This window comes from Mycobacterium sp. GA-1199 (assembly GCF_001500045.1).
In the GTDB taxonomy this organism is placed as follows: domain Bacteria; phylum Actinomycetota; class Actinomycetes; order Mycobacteriales; family Mycobacteriaceae; genus Mycobacterium.
In genome coordinates, this window is sequence record NZ_LQIX01000027.1 from 24,532 (window position 1) to 40,159 (window position 15,628).

17 protein-coding genes are annotated in these 15,628 nt (G+C 68.5%); 5 read left to right on the plus strand and 12 right to left on the minus strand.

Features of this window, described 5'->3' with window-relative positions:
* Nucleotides 1-205 precede the first annotated feature (205 nt).
* Together rpsO and AU198_RS17605 are read right to left on the minus strand one after the other, a co-directional pair.
* Nucleotides 206-475, minus strand: coding sequence for a 30S ribosomal protein S15 (rpsO, locus tag AU198_RS17600; protein ID WP_064349735.1), 270 nt, complete (start codon nucleotides 473-475; stop codon nucleotides 206-208).
* 198 nt (nucleotides 476-673) lie between these two features.
* The gene (locus AU198_RS17605) at nucleotides 674-1,663 is read right to left on the minus strand and encodes a bifunctional riboflavin kinase/FAD synthetase (RefSeq protein WP_064349738.1); all 990 of its coding nucleotides are present in this window, start codon (nucleotides 1,661-1,663) and stop codon (nucleotides 674-676) included.
* Nucleotides 1,664-1,746: 83 nt separating this feature from the next.
* Here AU198_RS17605 and mntR point away from each other — a divergent pair, with 83 nt between their 5' ends.
* Entirely contained in the window at nucleotides 1,747-2,442 is a 696-nt protein-coding gene (mntR, locus tag AU198_RS17610) for a manganese-binding transcriptional regulator MntR (RefSeq protein ID WP_064349740.1), read from the plus strand.
* Between the two features lie 189 nt (nucleotides 2,443-2,631).
* Here the strand turns inward: mntR and AU198_RS17615 are convergent, their stop codons facing one another.
* From AU198_RS17615 to pptH, 4 genes are read right to left on the minus strand one after another with little or no spacing between them, the layout of a single operon-like run.
* Nucleotides 2,632-3,048, minus strand: a complete 417-nt coding sequence (locus tag AU198_RS17615; RefSeq protein ID WP_064349742.1) for a DUF6632 domain-containing protein — start codon at nucleotides 3,046-3,048, stop codon at nucleotides 2,632-2,634.
* Nucleotides 3,049-3,099: 51 nt separating this feature from the next.
* Complete coding sequence (truB, locus tag AU198_RS17620; protein ID WP_064349744.1) at nucleotides 3,100-3,981, minus strand: tRNA pseudouridine(55) synthase TruB; 882 nt, start codon at nucleotides 3,979-3,981, stop codon at nucleotides 3,100-3,102.
* Nucleotides 3,978-4,658 carry a 4'-phosphopantetheinyl transferase PptT gene (pptT, locus tag AU198_RS17625; RefSeq protein WP_064349746.1) on the minus strand — a complete coding sequence of 227 codons (681 nt, stop codon included), beginning with the start codon at nucleotides 4,656-4,658 and terminating at the stop codon, nucleotides 3,978-3,980. Before pptT ends, truB begins: the two co-directional genes overlap by 4 nt.
* Complete coding sequence (gene pptH, locus AU198_RS17630) at nucleotides 4,655-5,611, minus strand: ACP phosphodiesterase PptH (protein ID WP_064349747.1); 957 nt, start codon at nucleotides 5,609-5,611, stop codon at nucleotides 4,655-4,657. The genes pptT and pptH overlap by 4 nt, the downstream gene beginning before the upstream one ends.
* A 131-nt stretch (nucleotides 5,612-5,742) precedes the next feature.
* Between pptH and AU198_RS17635 the strand changes: the two genes are divergently transcribed.
* Together AU198_RS17635 and AU198_RS17645 are read left to right on the plus strand one after the other, a co-directional pair.
* Nucleotides 5,743-6,312 (plus strand): DUF3558 domain-containing protein, encoded by a 570-nt coding sequence (locus AU198_RS17635; RefSeq protein WP_064349749.1) that lies wholly within the window; start codon nucleotides 5,743-5,745, stop codon nucleotides 6,310-6,312.
* A gap of 171 nt (nucleotides 6,313-6,483) precedes the next feature.
* Nucleotides 6,484-8,154: a CocE/NonD family hydrolase gene (locus AU198_RS17645; protein WP_064349753.1), complete on the plus strand. Its 1,671-nt coding sequence runs from the start codon at nucleotides 6,484-6,486 to the stop codon at nucleotides 8,152-8,154.
* Nucleotides 8,155-8,162: 8 nt separating this feature from the next.
* Here the strand turns inward: AU198_RS17645 and AU198_RS17650 are convergent, their stop codons facing one another.
* The gene (locus AU198_RS17650; protein WP_064349755.1) at nucleotides 8,163-8,723 is read right to left on the minus strand and encodes a DUF1802 family protein; all 561 of its coding nucleotides are present in this window, start codon (nucleotides 8,721-8,723) and stop codon (nucleotides 8,163-8,165) included.
* 4 nt (nucleotides 8,724-8,727) lie between these two features.
* On the minus strand, nucleotides 8,728-9,009 hold the full coding sequence (locus tag AU198_RS17655) for a DUF2277 domain-containing protein (RefSeq protein WP_064349757.1): 282 nt from the start codon (nucleotides 9,007-9,009) through the stop codon (nucleotides 8,728-8,730).
* Nucleotides 9,010-9,031: 22 nt separating this feature from the next.
* Between AU198_RS17655 and AU198_RS17660 the strand changes: the two genes are divergently transcribed.
* Together AU198_RS17660 and AU198_RS17665 are read left to right on the plus strand one after the other, a co-directional pair.
* Complete coding sequence (locus AU198_RS17660; RefSeq protein ID WP_064349759.1) at nucleotides 9,032-9,787, plus strand: enoyl-CoA hydratase; 756 nt, start codon at nucleotides 9,032-9,034, stop codon at nucleotides 9,785-9,787.
* Nucleotides 9,788-9,871: 84 nt separating this feature from the next.
* A complete protein-coding gene (locus AU198_RS17665) occupies nucleotides 9,872-10,438 on the plus strand; it encodes a class I SAM-dependent methyltransferase (RefSeq protein WP_064349761.1) in 567 nt (188 codons plus the stop codon).
* A gap of 89 nt (nucleotides 10,439-10,527) precedes the next feature.
* Here the strand turns inward: AU198_RS17665 and AU198_RS17670 are convergent, their stop codons facing one another.
* From AU198_RS17670 to infB, 4 genes are all read right to left on the minus strand, one after another.
* On the minus strand, nucleotides 10,528-11,871 hold the full coding sequence (locus AU198_RS17670; protein ID WP_064349762.1) for an MATE family efflux transporter: 1,344 nt from the start codon (nucleotides 11,869-11,871) through the stop codon (nucleotides 10,528-10,530).
* A complete protein-coding gene (locus tag AU198_RS17675) occupies nucleotides 11,864-12,862 on the minus strand; it encodes a DHH family phosphoesterase (RefSeq protein ID WP_064349764.1) in 999 nt (332 codons plus the stop codon). Before AU198_RS17675 ends, AU198_RS17670 begins: the two co-directional genes overlap by 8 nt.
* Entirely contained in the window at nucleotides 12,837-13,340 is a 504-nt protein-coding gene (rbfA, locus tag AU198_RS17680; protein WP_064349765.1) for a 30S ribosome-binding factor RbfA, read from the minus strand. Before rbfA ends, AU198_RS17675 begins: the two co-directional genes overlap by 26 nt.
* A gap of 1 nt (nucleotide 13,341) precedes the next feature.
* Nucleotides 13,342-15,628, minus strand: a 2,287-nt coding sequence (gene infB, locus AU198_RS17685; protein ID WP_231744706.1) for a translation initiation factor IF-2, incomplete at its 5' end; no start/stop codon positions are given.

Sequence of the window (15,628 nt, forward strand, 5' to 3'; positions counted from 1 at the left end):
GAAGCTGCCGGCAGTTCTTCCGGCAGCCACTACCGAAGACCGCGCGATCGAGCAGGTCCTGGTTATGACACGCGGGAACGATGCTCGCGGAGCTGCGAAATCGCACCCAGGTCGTTCGCGCCGAATAGGCAGTCGAACGAGGCCATCGTACTCTGCGAGGAGTACCCGGCCGAATCCCGGCGCGCGTTCACGCGCCGGTACGAGGTCAGCGACGCAGGCCGAGTCGTTCGATCAGCGTGCGGTACCGCTGGACGTCGACCTGGGCCACGTACTTGAGCAGTCGGCGCCTGCGACCGACGAGCAGCAGCAGACCGCGCCGCGAGTGGTGATCGTGCTTGTGCACCTTCAGGTGCTCGGTGAGGTCGGTGATCCGCTTGGTCAGCAGCGCGACCTGCGCCTCGGGCGAACCGGTATCGGTGTCATGCAGGCCGTACTCGGTCAGGACCGACTTTTTCTCTTCGGCGGTGAGCGCCACGAAACAACTCCATCTTTTTCAGTCCGCGGGAAGGGCGTGAGCCCGGGAGGCGCGGCCGCCGCGAACTGCAGCGCACGCCCGGTCGGCAGGCAGTCTAGCAGCGGCGCGTGTGCAGCACGAAATCCGCCGAGCGCTCACCCATGTACGCCTGTCGGCTCGCTGTCCTGGGCTTTTGTGTTCGGGACTGAGCGCTCGGCGTCAGCGGGTCAGGATCGCGCGGGCGTGTTCGGTGTCGCGGCCCATCTGCTCCACCAGGTCGTCGACGTTGGCGAACTTCTCCTGGCCGCGCAGCCTGGCCACGAAGTCGACGGCGACATGCTGGCCGTACAGGTCGGCCGTGGTGTCGAGCACGAACGCCTCCACGGTGCGGGTGCGCCCGGAGAACGTCGGATTGGTCCCCACCGACACCGCGGCCTGATACCGCTCGCCGGGGATCACGCTGCCCGCGACCGGTCCATGGCCGAGCACGGTGAACCACGCCGCATAGACGCCGTCGGCGGGTATCGCCGAATACATGGGCGGCGCCACGTTGGCGGTCGGAAAGCCCAGCACCTTGCCCCGTCCGTCGCCGCGGACCACGACGCCCTCCACGCGATGCGGGCGCCCCAACGCCTCGGCGGCGGCGACGACATCGCCCGCGTCGACGCAGGACCGGATGTAGGTCGAGGAGAACGTGACCGCCTCGTCCCGGGCGGTGTCGGCCACCCCAAGAGCTTCGGAGACCAGGGTCATGCTCTCCACGGCGAAGCCGAAACGCTCGCCGGCCTGGCGCAACAAGTTGACGTTGCCCGCCGCCTTCTTGCCGAAGGTGAAGTTCTCCCCCACGACGACCTCGACCACGTGCAGGCGCTCGACTAGGAGTTCATGGATGTAGCGCTCGGGCGTCAGCTTCATGAAGTCGGCGGTGAACGGCATGACCAGGAAGACGTCGATTCCGAGTTCCTCGACCAGTTCCGCGCGCCGGGTCAGGGTGGTCAGCTGGGCGGGATGACTACCCGGGAAGACCACCTCCATGGGATGCGGGTCGAAAGTCATCAGCACGGTGGGCACGCCGCGCGAGCGGCCGGCCTTGACCGCGTGGTTGATCAGCTCCTGGTGTCCGCGATGCACACCGTCGAAGACCCCGATGGTGACCACGCATCGGCCCCAGTCCGTCGGGATCTCGTCTTGTCCCCGCCAGCGCTGCACGAGGGCAAGCCTACGGCGCGTCCGCGGTTCGCCGCGTCGCCGGATCCCCCGGATGAGGTGAGTATTGCCTAAACTTTCTCAATGTGAATCCTGCCGGCGATGCGCGTGACCTGACGACGGTTGCCCAGGACTACCTGAAAGTCATCTGGACCGTCCAGGAGTGGTCGCAGGAGAAGGTGAGCACCAAGCTGCTGGCCGAGCGGCTCGGGGTGTCGGCCAGCACTGCCTCGGAGTCGATCCGCAAGCTCGCCGATCAGGGCCTGGTCGACCACGAGAAGTACGGCGCGGTGACCCTGACCGAGGCCGGCCGGGCCGCGGCCCTGGCGATGGTGCGCAGGCATCGGCTGATGGAGACGTTCCTCGTCCGCGAGTTGGGCTACAGCTGGGACGAGGTGCACGACGAGGCCGAGGTGCTCGAGCACGCGGTGTCGGACCGGATGCTCGACCGCATCGACGCCAAGCTCGGGCACCCGACGCGCGATCCGCACGGCGATCCGATTCCGGCCGCCGACGGACGCGTGCCCACCCCGGACGCACGCCAGTTATCGGCCTGCCACGACGGCGACCGGGGCACCATCGCGCGCATCTCCGACGCCGATCCGGAGATGCTGCGGTACTTCGACAGTGTCGGCATCAGTCTGGACTCACGCCTTCGCGTGGTGGCCCGGCGCGACTTCGCCGGCATGATCTCGGTGGCCATCGAGTCGGCAGACGGCGACGACACCACCGTCGATTTGGGAAGCCCGGCCGCAGAAGCGATCTGGGTGGTGGCGAGCTAGCTCGGTTGCGAGCCCCTGGTTTGTGAACCTCTGCCGGGCTGCCGACCACTTCGACGAGTGCCCGCCTATCAGCGAATTATTCGCTGCCAGCGAACCTTTCGCTGTGAGGCGGGCACCCTCGCGAATGGTGGGCGGCGAGAAACCGGCCGCCGGATTTGCACCATCGCCTCACATTTCAGCGGGTGCCCGTCAGCGTCGTTCCAGGGCGACGGGCTGCTCCTCAAACATCTTGAGGCCAGAAGCCCGCACGAGCACCGCCAGCACGATCCCGACCAACAGCAGCGCGGGCACATCGCCCAGCAGGTGCCCGGTCTGGTGTTCCCCGCGTACCGACTGCACCGCCATGATGACGGCGTGGACGACGCTTGACCACACCGTGAACCAGATCAGGCTCAGATGAGCGCGTGGGTTTCGCGCCGCCCACACCAGGAACACGCCCAGTGTGGCGTAGAGCCCGACGATCATCATGAAGTAGTCGGAGTGGTGCGGCGGTCCCGGATGCCACGCCCATCCTGACGGCCACACGGCGGCAAGCGGATACAGGCAGAGGGCGACCACGCCGAACACGCCCAGTGCGATCTGAAGAGCCTTGTACGCAGACGCCATTGTCGGCTCCCATCTCTAGGACGGCGTCAGTATGCGCCCGGATGCGCCGGCCTACAAGGTCGCGGGACGCAACACGACGACCGACTTCGTGCGAGCCGACCTGTCTTCCAGCAGCGCGACGACCTGCCCGTCCTGAGCCGTGGCGGCGTAGATCCCCTCGATGCCCGCCGGTTTGAGCGGTCGGCCGTGACGCACGTCCTCGGCCTCGTCCGCGGTCAGGTCCCGTCGCGGGAACGCCAGAAGGCATGCCGTGTCAAGGCTGTACGAGAGCCGTGGTGTTTCGGCGAGCTCGTCGAGCGTGCGCGACTCGGCCAGCCCGAAGCCGCCGACTTTGGTGCGGCGTAACGCCGTGAGATGCCCTCCGACTCCCAGTGCGGCACCGATGTCGCGGGCCAGCGCGCGGATGTAGGTGCCGCTGGAGCACAGCACTTCGACATCGACGTCGATGACGCCGGCTTCATGCCGTACCCGCAGCACGGCAAAACGGTCGATCCGCACGCGGCGGGGCGCCAACTCGACGGTTTGCCCTTCGCGCGCGAGTTTGTAGGCGCGTTGTCCGCCGATTTTGATCGCGCTCACCGCTGACGGGATCTGGTCGATCTCACCCCTTAGGTCGGTGACGGCGTGGTCGATGTCCTCGTCGGTGATGTGGCCGGCCGAAACCTCGTGCAGCACCTCGCCTTCGGCGTCGTCGGTGGAGGTGGTCTGGCCGAGGCGGATGGTCGCGCGGTACGCCTTGTCCGTTGCCGTCAGCAGTCCGAGGATCTTGGTGGCGCGCTCGATGCCGACGACCAGGACACCGGTTGCCATCGGGTCAAGGGTCCCGGCGTGCCCGACCTTGCGGGTGCCGAAGAGCCGACGGCAGCGGCCGACGACGTCATGGCTCGTCATGCCCGCTGGTTTGTCGACAATCACCAGACCCGCCTCGGTCATAGCACGATCGCGGTCAACGCCAGTCCGTCGCGGACCGACCAGCGGCCGGTCAGGGTTTCCAGTGGCGGTCCGTGCATCGCCGCCGGGTCGATCAGAATTCGCGAGACGAAACCACCGGAGGTGCCGGTGTCGTCGACGTCGAAGACGATGTGCGCGTCCTCGAAACCCAGCCACCGGTGAGTCACCGGGAACCACGCCTTATAGGTTGCCTCTTTGGCGCAGAACAGGATTCGGTCCCAGTGCAGCCCACCAGGCAGCTGCCGCAGTTCGGTTCGCTCGGCGGGCAGGCTGATCGCGTCGAGCACACCGTCGGGCAGCACACCGTGCGGTTCGGCGTCGATGCCCACCGACCGGACCTCGGCCCGCCGGCCGACCACAGCGCCGCGGTAACCCTCACAGTGCGTCAGCGAGCCGACGACACCGTCGGGCCAACGGGGTTCACCCTTCTCCCCCTTCAGAATCGGCACCGGTCCGACACCGATCTCGGCGAGCGCCAGCCGGGCGCAGTACCGCACGGTCACGAACTCGTTGCGCCGCTTGGCCACCGACCTGGCGACCAGTGGCTCCTCCTCGGGCATCGGCGCCAGGTCCGGCGGATCACGGTAGACCTCGGCTGCGGCCAGCCCTGTCGTCGTCGCCGGCAGCACACCGGACAGCAGCGAAGCGGCGACCGTCATCGCGAGACCTGCCTGTCGCGGATCCGTTGCTGCATCTTCTGGGCGTTCTCCCGCATCTCCTGGGTGATCTGGAAGTGGCCGCCGAACTCGTTGAGGTACCCGGGCGGATACTGCGGATCCGGAAGAATCTGACGCATCCAGCGATATGGCTTGCGGCGCCGCCACTCTCGCGGATAGCCGACCGACACCTCCTCGAACCGCACACCGTCGTACCACGTGGTGCGCGGAATGTGCAGGTGCCCGTAGACCGAGCACACCGCGTTGTAGCGGGTGTGCCAGTCGGCGGTGGCGGTGGTGCCGCACCACAGCGAGAACTCCGGATAGAACATCGCATCGCAGGGTTCGCGAACCATCGGGAAGTGGTTGACCAGTACCGTCGGCGTCATCCAGTCGAGGTCCTCGAGCCGTTTGCGGGTGTAGGCCACCCGGTCGCGGCACCATGCGTCGCGGGTGGCGTAGGGCTCGGCGGACAGCAGGAACTCGTCGGTGCCAACGACGTTGCGCTCGCGCGCGATGGCCAGTCCCTCCGCCTTGGTGGCCGCGCCTGCCGGCAGGAAGGTGTAGTCGTACAGCAGAAACATCGGCACGATCGTGGCCGGGCCACCCTCCTCGGTCCACACCGGGAACGGGTGCTCGGGGGTGATGATGCCCATCTCGTCGCACATGTTGACCAGGTAGTCATAGCGAGCCTTGCCGAAGATCTGCATCGGGTCGCGGTTGGTGGTCCACAGCTCGTGGTTGCCCGGAATCCAGATCACCGTGGCGAACCGCTTGCGCAACAGGTCCAGGGCCCACCGGATCTCGTCGGTGCGTTCGGCCACGTCGCCGGCGACGATGAGCCAGTCGTCCGGCGAGGCCGGGTGCAGCGACTCCGTCACGGGTTTGTTGCCTGTGTGACCCGTGTGCAGGTCGCTGATGGCCCAGAGGGTGGGTCGTCGGCCGTCGCGTGTCACAACTGACCAGGGTACTGAACCGGATGCACGCGGCTCGTCCGGCAACTAGAACAGGTTCTTGTTTCCTCTCGGGCGCTGGGAGCGGCCCGCTAGACTCCCCGCAGGGTCGGACCGACGAACAAAGGGGTGACATGCTCGCCAAGCTGCGCTTGGTCTCGGCGCTGTGCGCACTGATCGCTGCGGTGACGGTGGTGTGGCAGGCCAACCTCGCAGGCGCCCCGCGTGTGGCTGCCGACGACATCCCCATGACGAATGTCACGACGTCGATCAAGTGGCCCGTGATCGAGACCACCGACCCGTCGCCGTTCAACCCGTGCAAGCAGATTCCGCTGGACGCGATCCAGGCGATGGGTCTGGCGTTCACCCCGCCCACGCCGGAGGATCAGCTGCGGTGCCGCTACGACGCGGGCAACTATCAGCTGGCCGTGGAGGCGATCGTCTGGCGCACCTATGAGCAGACGCTGCCCGTCGACGCGGTCCAACTCGACATCGACGGGCATCGCGCCGCGCAGTACTGGGTGATGAAGCCGACCGACTGGAACAACCGCTGGTGGATCACCTGCATGATCGCCTTCGACACCAGCTACGGCGTGCTGCAGCAGTCGCTGTTCTACTCGCCGATCTACTCCGAGCCCGACCCCGACTGCATGCAGACCAACCTGCAACGCGCGCACGAGCTGATTCCGCACTACGTGTTCTGATCAGCCGTTCGATTCACCAGTGTTCGATGCGGTCCATCGGCCTGCTGGAGGGCCGGAAACGTCCAGTTCGCCATCTTGTCCAGTTGCTCGGCGGGATCGGTTATGTCGTGGTTTACCGACCGAACGTCATCGATCGACCGCGGCGGCATCGGTTCTGCGTAGCCTCGTGAGGTGACCGCTTCCACCGTCGCCGCCCCGCCGGCATCCCGTTCGAAGGTCAAGCAGCTCACCGGACGCACCGTGTCACGCCTGCTGCGGCTGCCGCCGCACACCACCGACTTTACGGTCAACAGGGTCCGCGTTCCGATGCGAGACGGTGTCGAACTGCGCGCCGACCACTATGCGCCCACCACCGCGGACCCGGCGGGCACGCTGCTGGTGCGCTGCCCCTACGGCCGAGACTTCCCCTTCGCCGCCCTCTACGGACGCGTCTATGCCGCACGCGGCTATCACGTGGTCCTGCAGAGCGTGCGCGGCACGTACGGCTCCGGCGGCGACTTCGACCCGATGGTCAACGAGATCGCCGACGGCGCCGACACCGTCGAGTGGCTGCGCAACCAAGATTGGTTCACCGGCTCGTTCGCCACGATCGGGCTGTCGTATCTCGGTTTCACCCAGTGGGCGCTGCTCATCGACCCGCCACCGGAGATGAAGGCCGCGGTGATCACCGTCGGCCCGCACGACGTCAGCGGTCCGCGGTGGGGCCGCGGTTCCTTCGCGTTGAGCGACTTCCTCGGCTGGAGCCATCTGGTGGCCTACCAGGAGGATCGGAACCGGGTGCGCGCGCTGGTGCGACAGCTGCGGTCGCGGCGCCGCATCGCCCGTGCGGTGAACCGGCTGCCCGCCGGGGAGGCGGGGCGCGCGCTGCTGGGCGCGGGTGCGCCGTGGTGGGAATCCTGGCTCGATCACCCCGATGCCGACGACCCCTTCTGGACCGCACTGAACCTGCGTCGCGCCCTGGACAGCGCCGACGTGCCGGTACTGCTGATCAGCGGGTGGCAAGACCTGTTCCTGGAGCAGACGATGGCCCAGTATCGGCGGCTGCGCGAGCGCGGAGTCGAGGTCGGATTGACCGTGGGCCCGTGGATCCACAGCCAGCTGATGACCAAGGCCGCGCCGACCGCGATCCGCGACACGCTCGACTGGTTGGGCGCTCACCTCACCGGCGCCGGGAGCAAGCGGCGCCAGCCGGTGCGGATCTTCGTCAACGGCGGCGGCTGGATCGACCTGCCCGACTGGCCGCCGGCCATGCCCGAGGTGGTGCGCTACCTGCAACCGGGTGGTCGTCTGGGCGACGCCGTCCCGCCGGAGACCGCCGCCCCGTCGACGTTCACCTACAACCCGGCGAAGCCGACGCCGACCGTGGGCGGCCGGCTGTTGTCGCCGGAAGGCGGATATCGCAAGGACACCAGCCTGGCTCAGCGTGCCGACGTGTTGAGCTTCACCGGCGACCGCCTCCCCGCCGACCAATACGTGGTGGGGGTGCCGGTCGTGGAGCTGTCGCACTCGTGCGACAACCCGTACAACGATCTGTTCGTCCGCGTGAGCGAGGTGGACGCCAAGGGACGCTCACGCAATGTGAGCGACGGCTACATCAGCTCCGCACCGGACTCCGGTCAGGTGCGTATCGAACTCGATCCGATCGCACACCGCTTCCGTGCGGGTTCACGGATCCGGGTGATCGTGGCGGGCGGGTCGCACCCCCGGTTCGCCCGCAACCTCGGTACCGGTGAACCGCTGGGTACGGGTAGCAACCTCGCGCCGGCCACCCACACCGTGCATCTCGGCGACGGAGCGTCGCGGCTGGTGCTGCCCGCCGGACCGCAGCCGCCCGCGGGCTGAGGCGCGGGTCAACCCACCCAGCGGCGCACGTTGTCGGCGATCTCGCCCAGCGTGGCGTCGTCGTGCACCGGGGGTGCCCATTCGGGGTCGATCGGCAGTGGCACCCAGCTGGTACAACCCGCGTACTGGGGGGTGCGTTCGAGTCGCAGCGGCCTCACCAGCGGGCTGGCCTGGACGACGAGCACGGTGAGCCGATGCTTGGGGCGGAAATCGAGCCGGTCGGCGCGTACCGATGCGTCGGTCCAAATATGCAGGGACGCAATCTCTTCGAGCGTCTCCGGGCTGTTGACCTCGATCGCGGCGACGACGCGGGCACCGGCGCGGACCACCACCGCGTCCTCCGTGCTGTCGGCGATCGCCACGTCGAGCAGATCGCGGTGCTCGGGGCGCACCCGCTCGGCATGGCTGTGCGCGACGGTGGGGAACAGCACGAAGCGCGGCGCCGTGACCGCGAACCGCTTCTCGTGAATACCGCCCTTGCGCAGCAGGACGGTCTGCCTGCCGTCCAACAACGCATGTACCGCGGCGCTCCACTCTTTGAGCGCGGGCTGCGTGAGCGTCGTCGTCATCGGGCTATGTCGCGGCCGCCGCTTTGCGCTCCAAGCGGGCCCGCACCTCGGGCCGGCGCAACGGTGGCACCGTCTTGGGCGGCTGGCGCCGGGGCGGCAGGGACGTCAGCAGCCGCTGGGTGATGGTGGTGACCTCTGCGACGGCGGCCTCGAAGGCGTCGGCGTTGGCCGCAGTCGGCCGGGTGATGCCGCTGACCTTGCGGATGTACTGGCGCGCCGCGGCTTCGATCTCCTCGTCGGTGGCCGCCGGTTCGAGCCCGCGTAGCTCGGTGATGTTTCGGCACATGGCTCCACGATAGGTTCGTCGGGTGACTGACGACATCCTGCTCATCGACACCCAAGATCGCGTGCGCACGCTCACCCTGAACCGGCCGCAGTCGCGCAACGCGCTGTCGGCCGAACTGCGCAGGCGGTTCTACCGCGCCCTGGGCGAGGCGCAGGCCGACGACGAAGTCGACGTCGTGATCGTCACCGGCGCCGACCCGGTGTTCTGCGCGGGTCTGGACCTCAAGGAGCTGGGCAACACGACCGAGCTGCCCGACATCTCGCCGAAGTGGCCGCCGATGACCAAACCCGTCATCGGCGCCATCAACGGTGCGGCCGTCACCGGCGGTCTCGAGATCGCCCTGTACTGCGATGTGCTGATCGCCTCCGAGCAGGCGCGGTTCGCCGATACGCATGCTCGCGTGGGACTGTTGCCGACCTGGGGGCTGTCGGTGCGGTTACCGCAGAAGGTCGGTGTCGGGATGGCCCGCCGGATGAGTCTGACCGGTGACTACCTGTCGGCCGAGGAGGCGCTGCGGTGCGGTCTGGTCACCCAGGTGGTCCCGCACGGTGAGCTGATGTCGACGGCCCGGCAGGTCGCGGCGTCGATCGTCGGCAACAACCAGCGGGCAGTGCGCGCTCTGCTGGCGTCGTATCACCGCATCGACGAGGCGCAGACCAACGAGGGGCTCTGGATTGAGGCGGCGTCGGCGCGCGAGTGGATGCGCACGACCAGCGGCGACGACATCGCCGCCAACCGCGACGCCGTCCTGCAGCGCGGCCGCTCCCAAGTCCGCTGACCTCCGGCAATGCGCGAGCGGGCGTGTTTGCACACGACACGCCGCGGATTTACAGCAGTTTGCGCACCCTCATAGGCTGCGAGCGTGAACGAAGCGCACGAGTACTGCGGCAGCGAGGAATGGCGACAGCTGATCCGCGAGGTGATTCTGCCGTGGGCGCTGGGCGAGATCGACCTCGGCGACGACGTGCTCGAGGTCGGACCCGGCTACGGCGCGACCACCGACGTGTTGAGCGAATCGGTGGGCCGGCTGACGTCGGTGGAGATCGACGACGAACTCGCGGCGATGCTGACCGCTCGCTTCGCCGATGTCCCGACCGTCGAGATCGTGCGCGGCGACGCGACGGCACTGTCCTACGACGACGACCGCTTCACCGGCGCAGCGTGTTTCACGATGCTGCACCATGTCCCCACCGCCGAACTCCAAGACCGGCTGTTCGCCGAGGTCGCCCGCGTGCTGCGGCCCGGCGCGGCGCTGGTGGCCAGCGACAGCCTCGGCAGCGAGGAGTTGGCCGTCGCGCATGAAGGCGACACGTATAACCCCGTCGACCCCGCGACACTGCCGAATCGGTTGGCGGCGACGGGGTTTGACGATGTACGGGTGAAGACGACGGAGTTCGGCTGGGCCGCGATCGCGCGGGCCCGCGCCTAGCGCGCTACGCTGACGCCCCGCGAGCGCCCACATTCTGCCAATTCTTTGCGGCGTGTCCTGTACAGACGCGGGCGCTCGCGTCAAGGAGGTCAAGCCGTGCCCGGCACGAGCCACCGGCCTGAGACGGCGCGCCAGCCGACGAACACCAACCGCAGCACCATGAACGTCGACAACCCCGCCCAGATACCGAGCAGCCCCCAACCGAACGCGAGCGACAGCCAGATCAGCGGCAGGAAGCCCACCAGCGCGCTGGCGAGCGTCGCGTTGCGCATGAACTTCGCGTCGCCGGCGCCCAACAGCACACCGTCGAGCGCGAAAACGATTCCTGCAACGGGCAATTGGGCCACCATGAACCACCACGGCACACCGATCGCGTCGAGCACCGAACGGTCGTCGGTGAACACATTCGGAATCACCGACGCACCGACCGCGAACAGGATGGCAAATACCGCCGAGGCCAACGCCGAGAAGATCGTCACCCGCCAGGCCACCGATTTGGCGTGCGTCAGCTCACCCGCGCCGAGTGCCGCACCGACCAGCGACTGCGCGGCGATCGCCAGCGAATCCAGTACCAACGCAAGGAAATTCCACAGCTGCAGCACGACCTGATGCGCGGCCACGGCGGCCGCTCCGAACCGGGCGGCGACGGCGCCCGCCGACACGAAACAGGCCTGAAACGCCAGCGTCCGCAACACCAGGTCGCGACCCATCACCACCTGCGCGCGCAACACCCCGGGGTGCACGCGCAGCGGCACCTTCTCGATCAGCAGCGCGCGACAGAACAACGCGGCGGCCACCCACTGCCCCACCGCGTTCGCGACGGCCGAGCCCGGCAGCCCGAGCCGCGGCATGCCGAGCCAGCCGTACACCAGTAGCGGGCACAGCAGCGCCGACACCGCGAACCCGAACACGACGAACTTCAGCGGCCGCACGATGTCCTGCACGCCGCGCATCCACCCGTTACCCGCCGCCGACACCAGGATCGCGGGGACGCCGAGAATCGCGATGCGCACCCACGACAGCGCCTCGTCGGCGATCTCTCCCCCGTCGGCCGAGCCCGCCAGCGCCGACACCAGCGGCACCGCGAACACCTGCACCGCCGCGACGATCACCGCGCCCAATCCCAGCGCCAGCCACGTGGCCTGCACACCTTCCCCGACCGCGGCCGGCCGATCGCCGGCGCCGAAGAACCGGGCCGAGCGGGCGGTGGTGCCGTAGGCCAGGAACGTCATCTGCGAGCTCAAAGTGGTCAGGATGAGCCCGCCGATCGCCAGCCCGGCCAACGCCAGGGCGCCCAACCGGCCGACCACCGCGATGTCGAACAACAGGTAGATCGGTTCGGCGGCAAGCACTCCGAGCGCGGGCACGGCCAGCCCGGCGATCCGGCGGCCGGTCACCGCAGCATTCGACGGATCCGGTGCGGGCTCAGCCAAGGGCGGCGTGCAACGCCTTCACCACGTCCTCGGCGGACCCGGTGGCCGAATATCCCGCGGCCAGGCGGTGACCGCCCCCGCCGAATCCGCTCGCGACCGGTGACAGGTCGTAGGACTTGGCCCGCATCGACACCGACCAGTGCCCCGGCTCGATCTCCTTGAACACCGCGGCCACCTCGGCCTCTTCGGTGGTGCGCACGATGTCGACGATGCTCTCGACTTCCTCGGGCCGCGCGTTGACCCATTCGTCGTAGTCCACCACCGCGCACACCAGGCCGCGACCGCCGGCAGCATCGGGCAGCAGCTGCGCCGAGGACAGCACCCGCGACAGCATAGGCAGCCACGCATACGGATGGGTGTCCAGCAGGGCCCGGCTGATGCCGGCGTTGTCGACACCGAGATCGACGAGGCGCGCGGCCAGCCGGTGCGCACGCGGGGTGGCCCACCGGAACGAGCCGGTGTCGGTGGTCAGGCCCGCATACAGGCAATGCGCGACGCCGATGTCGATCGGCTTTTCCCACGCGTCGAGCAGGTCGGCCACCAGCATCGTGGTGGAGTCCGCCGAGGAGTCGACGTAGTTAGCGGTGCCGAACAGCTGGTTGGAGGCGTGGTGGTCGATGACCAGGACTTCGCGACCGTCGTCGACGAGGCAGCGCAGCGCGCCGAGGCGGTTGACGCTGGGAATGTCGACGGTGACGATCAGATCGGGGTTGCGGCGCATCTCGTCGGGGCCGACGAGCAGATGACCGCCGGGCAGCGACTGCAGCGATTCGGGCAGTTTCTCGGGCGCCGCGAAACTCACCTGGACACTCTTGCCGACCTGATCGAGGACCAACGCCAGCGCCAGACCGGCACCGATGGTGTCGGCGTCGGGATAGACGTGGCAGACCACTCCGACCGAGGCGGCCGCCGACACCAGTTCGGCTGCACCGTGGGCGTCGACCCGATCGCCCACTTCCGGGGCGTCAGTCGTCTTGTCGATCGCGGTCACCGCTGTCCTCAGAGTCGTCGGGCCCCCCGGCTACTGCCTCGCCCTCCACCTCACTGACACGGTACGGGTCCGCATCGCCGGCGTGCTTGGCGCCTTGCCGAACTCTCGCCAAATCCTCATCTGCGGCGCGAGCGCGGGCCAGCAGTTCCTCCATCTTGACCGCGGCGTCGGGCACGGTGTCTCGCTCGAACGCAAGGGTGGGCGTGAAGCGAACACCGAGGCTCGCCCCCACCTTGGACCGCAGCACACCTTTGGCCTTCTCGAGCGCCGCCGCCGCCCCGCCGTAATCCGGCTCTTCGGACAACGACGCGCCGAGCACCGTGTAGTACAGCGTTGCGTCGTGCAGATCGTTGGTGACCTTGGCGTCCGTGATCGTCACACCCGACAGCCGCGGATCCTTGATCTCGTACTCGATCGCCGAGGCGACGATGGTGGAAATGCGTTTGGCCAGCCGCTTCGCCCGTGCGGGGTCAGCCACTCTAGGTGCGCTCCTTTTCCACCAGCTCGTAGGTCTCGATGACGTCGCCTTCCTTGATGTCGGAGTAGGTCAGCGTCAGACCGCATTCGTAACCCTCGCGGACCTCGGTGACGTCGTCCTTCTCGCGGCGCAGCGATGACACGGTGAGGTTCTCGGCCACCACGACGTTGTCGCGCAGCAGCCGGGCCTTCGCGTTGCGTCGCATGATCCCCGACTGCACGAGGCAACCGGCGATGTTGCCGACCTTCGAGGACCGGAAGATCGCACGGATCTCGGCGCGGCCGAGTTCGCGCTCCTCGTAGATCGGCTTGAGCATGCCCTTGAGCGCGGCTTCGATCTCGTCGATCGCCTGGTAGATGATCGAGTAGTACCGGATCTCGACACCCTCGCGGTTGGCCAGCTCGGTGGCCTTGCCCTCCGCGCGCACGTTGAACCCGATGATGATCGCATCCGATGCCGACGCCAGGTTGACGTTGGTCTCGGTGACGCCGCCGACGCCGCGGTCGATGACGCGCAGCTCGACTTCGTCGTCGACCTGGATGCCCAACAGGGCCTCCTCGAGCGCCTCGACCGTACCGGCGTTGTCGCCCTTCAGGATCAGGTTCAGCTGGCTGGTTTCCTTCAGCGCCGAATCGAGGTCCTCGAGACTGATCCGCTTGCGGCTGCGGGCCGCCAGCGCGTTGCGCTTGCGTGCGCTGCGCCGGTCGGCGATCTGGCGCGCGATGCGGTCCTCGTCGACGACGAGCAGGTTGTCACCTGCGCCCGGCACCGACGTGAAGCCGATGACCTGCACCGGCCGGGACGGCAATGCCTCCTCGACGTCCTCGCCGTGTTCGTCCACCATGCGGCGGACACGACCGTAGGCGTCACCCGACACGATCGAGTCGCCGACCCGCAGCGTGCCGCGCTGCACCAGAACCGTGGCCACCGGTCCGCGGCCGCGGTCCAGGTGTGCCTCGATCGCCACGCCCTGGGCCTCCATGTCCGGGTTGGCCCGCAGGTCCAGAGCGGCGTCGGCGGTCAGCACGACCGCTTCCAGCAGCGCCTGGATGTTGGTGCCCTGCTTCGCGGAGATGTCGACGAACATCGTGTCGCCGCCGTAGTCCTCGGGGATCAGCCCGTATTCGGTGAGCTGGCCGCGGATCTTGGCCGGGTCGGCGCCTTCCTTGTCGATCTTGTTGACCGCCACCACGATCGGCACTTCGGCGGCCTGCGCATGGTTGATGGCCTCGACCGTCTGCGGCATCACGCCGTCGTCGGCGGCGACCACCAGGATCGCGATGTCGGTGGCCTTCGCGCCGCGGGCACGCATGGCGGTGAACGCCTCGTGACCCGGGGTGTCGATGAACGTGATCGGGCGAACGGTGCCGTCGAGGTCGACCTCGACCTGGTAGGCGCCGATGTGCTGGGTGATGCCGCCGGCTTCGCCCTCGCGGACGTTGGCCTGACGGATGGTGTCCAGCAGTCGGGTCTTGCCGTGGTCGACGTGACCCATGACCGTGACAACGGGAGGACGCTGCTCGAGGTCCTCCTCGCCGCCCTCGTCTTCTCCGTAGGAGAGGTCGAAGGACTCCAGCAGCTCGCGGTCCTCGTCCTCCGGCGAGACGACCTGAACCTTGTAGTTCATCTCGCTGCCGAGCAGCTCGAGGGTGTCGTCGCCGACCGACTGGGTCGCCGTTACCATCTCACCGAGGTTGAACAGCGCCTGCACCAGCGAAGCGGGGTTGGCGTTGATCTTGTCGGCGAAGTCGCTCAGCGAAGCGCCGCGCGCCAACCGGATGGTCTCGCCGTTGCCGTGCGGCAGCCGAACGCCACCGACGACCGGCGCCTGCATGTTCTCGTACTCGGCGCGTTTCGCCCTCTTCGACTTCCGCCCGCGCTTGGGCGCACCACCGGGCCGACCGAAGGCGCCGGCGGCACCGCCACGTTGGCCGGGCCGACCGCCGCCACCGGGACGACCGCGGAAGCCTCCGCCGGCGGGTGCGCCGCCGCCGCCACCGCGGTAGTTACCGCCACCGCCGCCACCGCCGCCGGGACCGCCGGGACGACCACCGCCACCACCGGGTCCGCGACCGCCGGGACCCGGACGCGGGCCACCGGGGCGACCCATCGCGCCGGGCCGCGCGCCGGGTGGCCGCGGCGGCATGTTGCCGGGCGTCGCACCGCCGGGGCGGGGGGCGCCGGGCCGCGGAGCACCGGGTCCGGGCCGGTTGCGCCGAAGCCCGCGCCACGCGTGCCCCGCGTCGGCAACAACCCGTTCTCCTCTCAGCAGCCGGTCGACCGGCCGA

What these genes read in the sequence shown, in the direction of transcription:
- AU198_RS17615 (WP_064349742.1), bottom strand. Translation starts at nt 3,048, where the DNA reads ATGGCGTCTGCGTACAAGGCTCTTCAGATCGCACTGGGCGTGTTCGGC.
- truB (WP_064349744.1), bottom strand. Translation starts at nt 3,981, where the DNA reads ATGACCGAGGCGGGTCTGGTGATTGTCGACAAACCAGCGGGCATGACG.
- pptT (WP_064349746.1), bottom strand. Translation starts at nt 4,658, where the DNA reads ATGACGGTCGCCGCTTCGCTGCTGTCCGGTGTGCTGCCGGCGACGACG.
- AU198_RS17635 (WP_064349749.1), top strand. Translation starts at nt 5,743, where the DNA reads ATGCTCGCCAAGCTGCGCTTGGTCTCGGCGCTGTGCGCACTGATCGCT.
- AU198_RS17650 (WP_064349755.1), bottom strand. Translation starts at nt 8,723, where the DNA reads ATGACGACGACGCTCACGCAGCCCGCGCTCAAAGAGTGGAGCGCCGCG.
- AU198_RS17655 (WP_064349757.1), bottom strand. Translation starts at nt 9,009, where the DNA reads ATGTGCCGAAACATCACCGAGCTACGCGGGCTCGAACCGGCGGCCACC.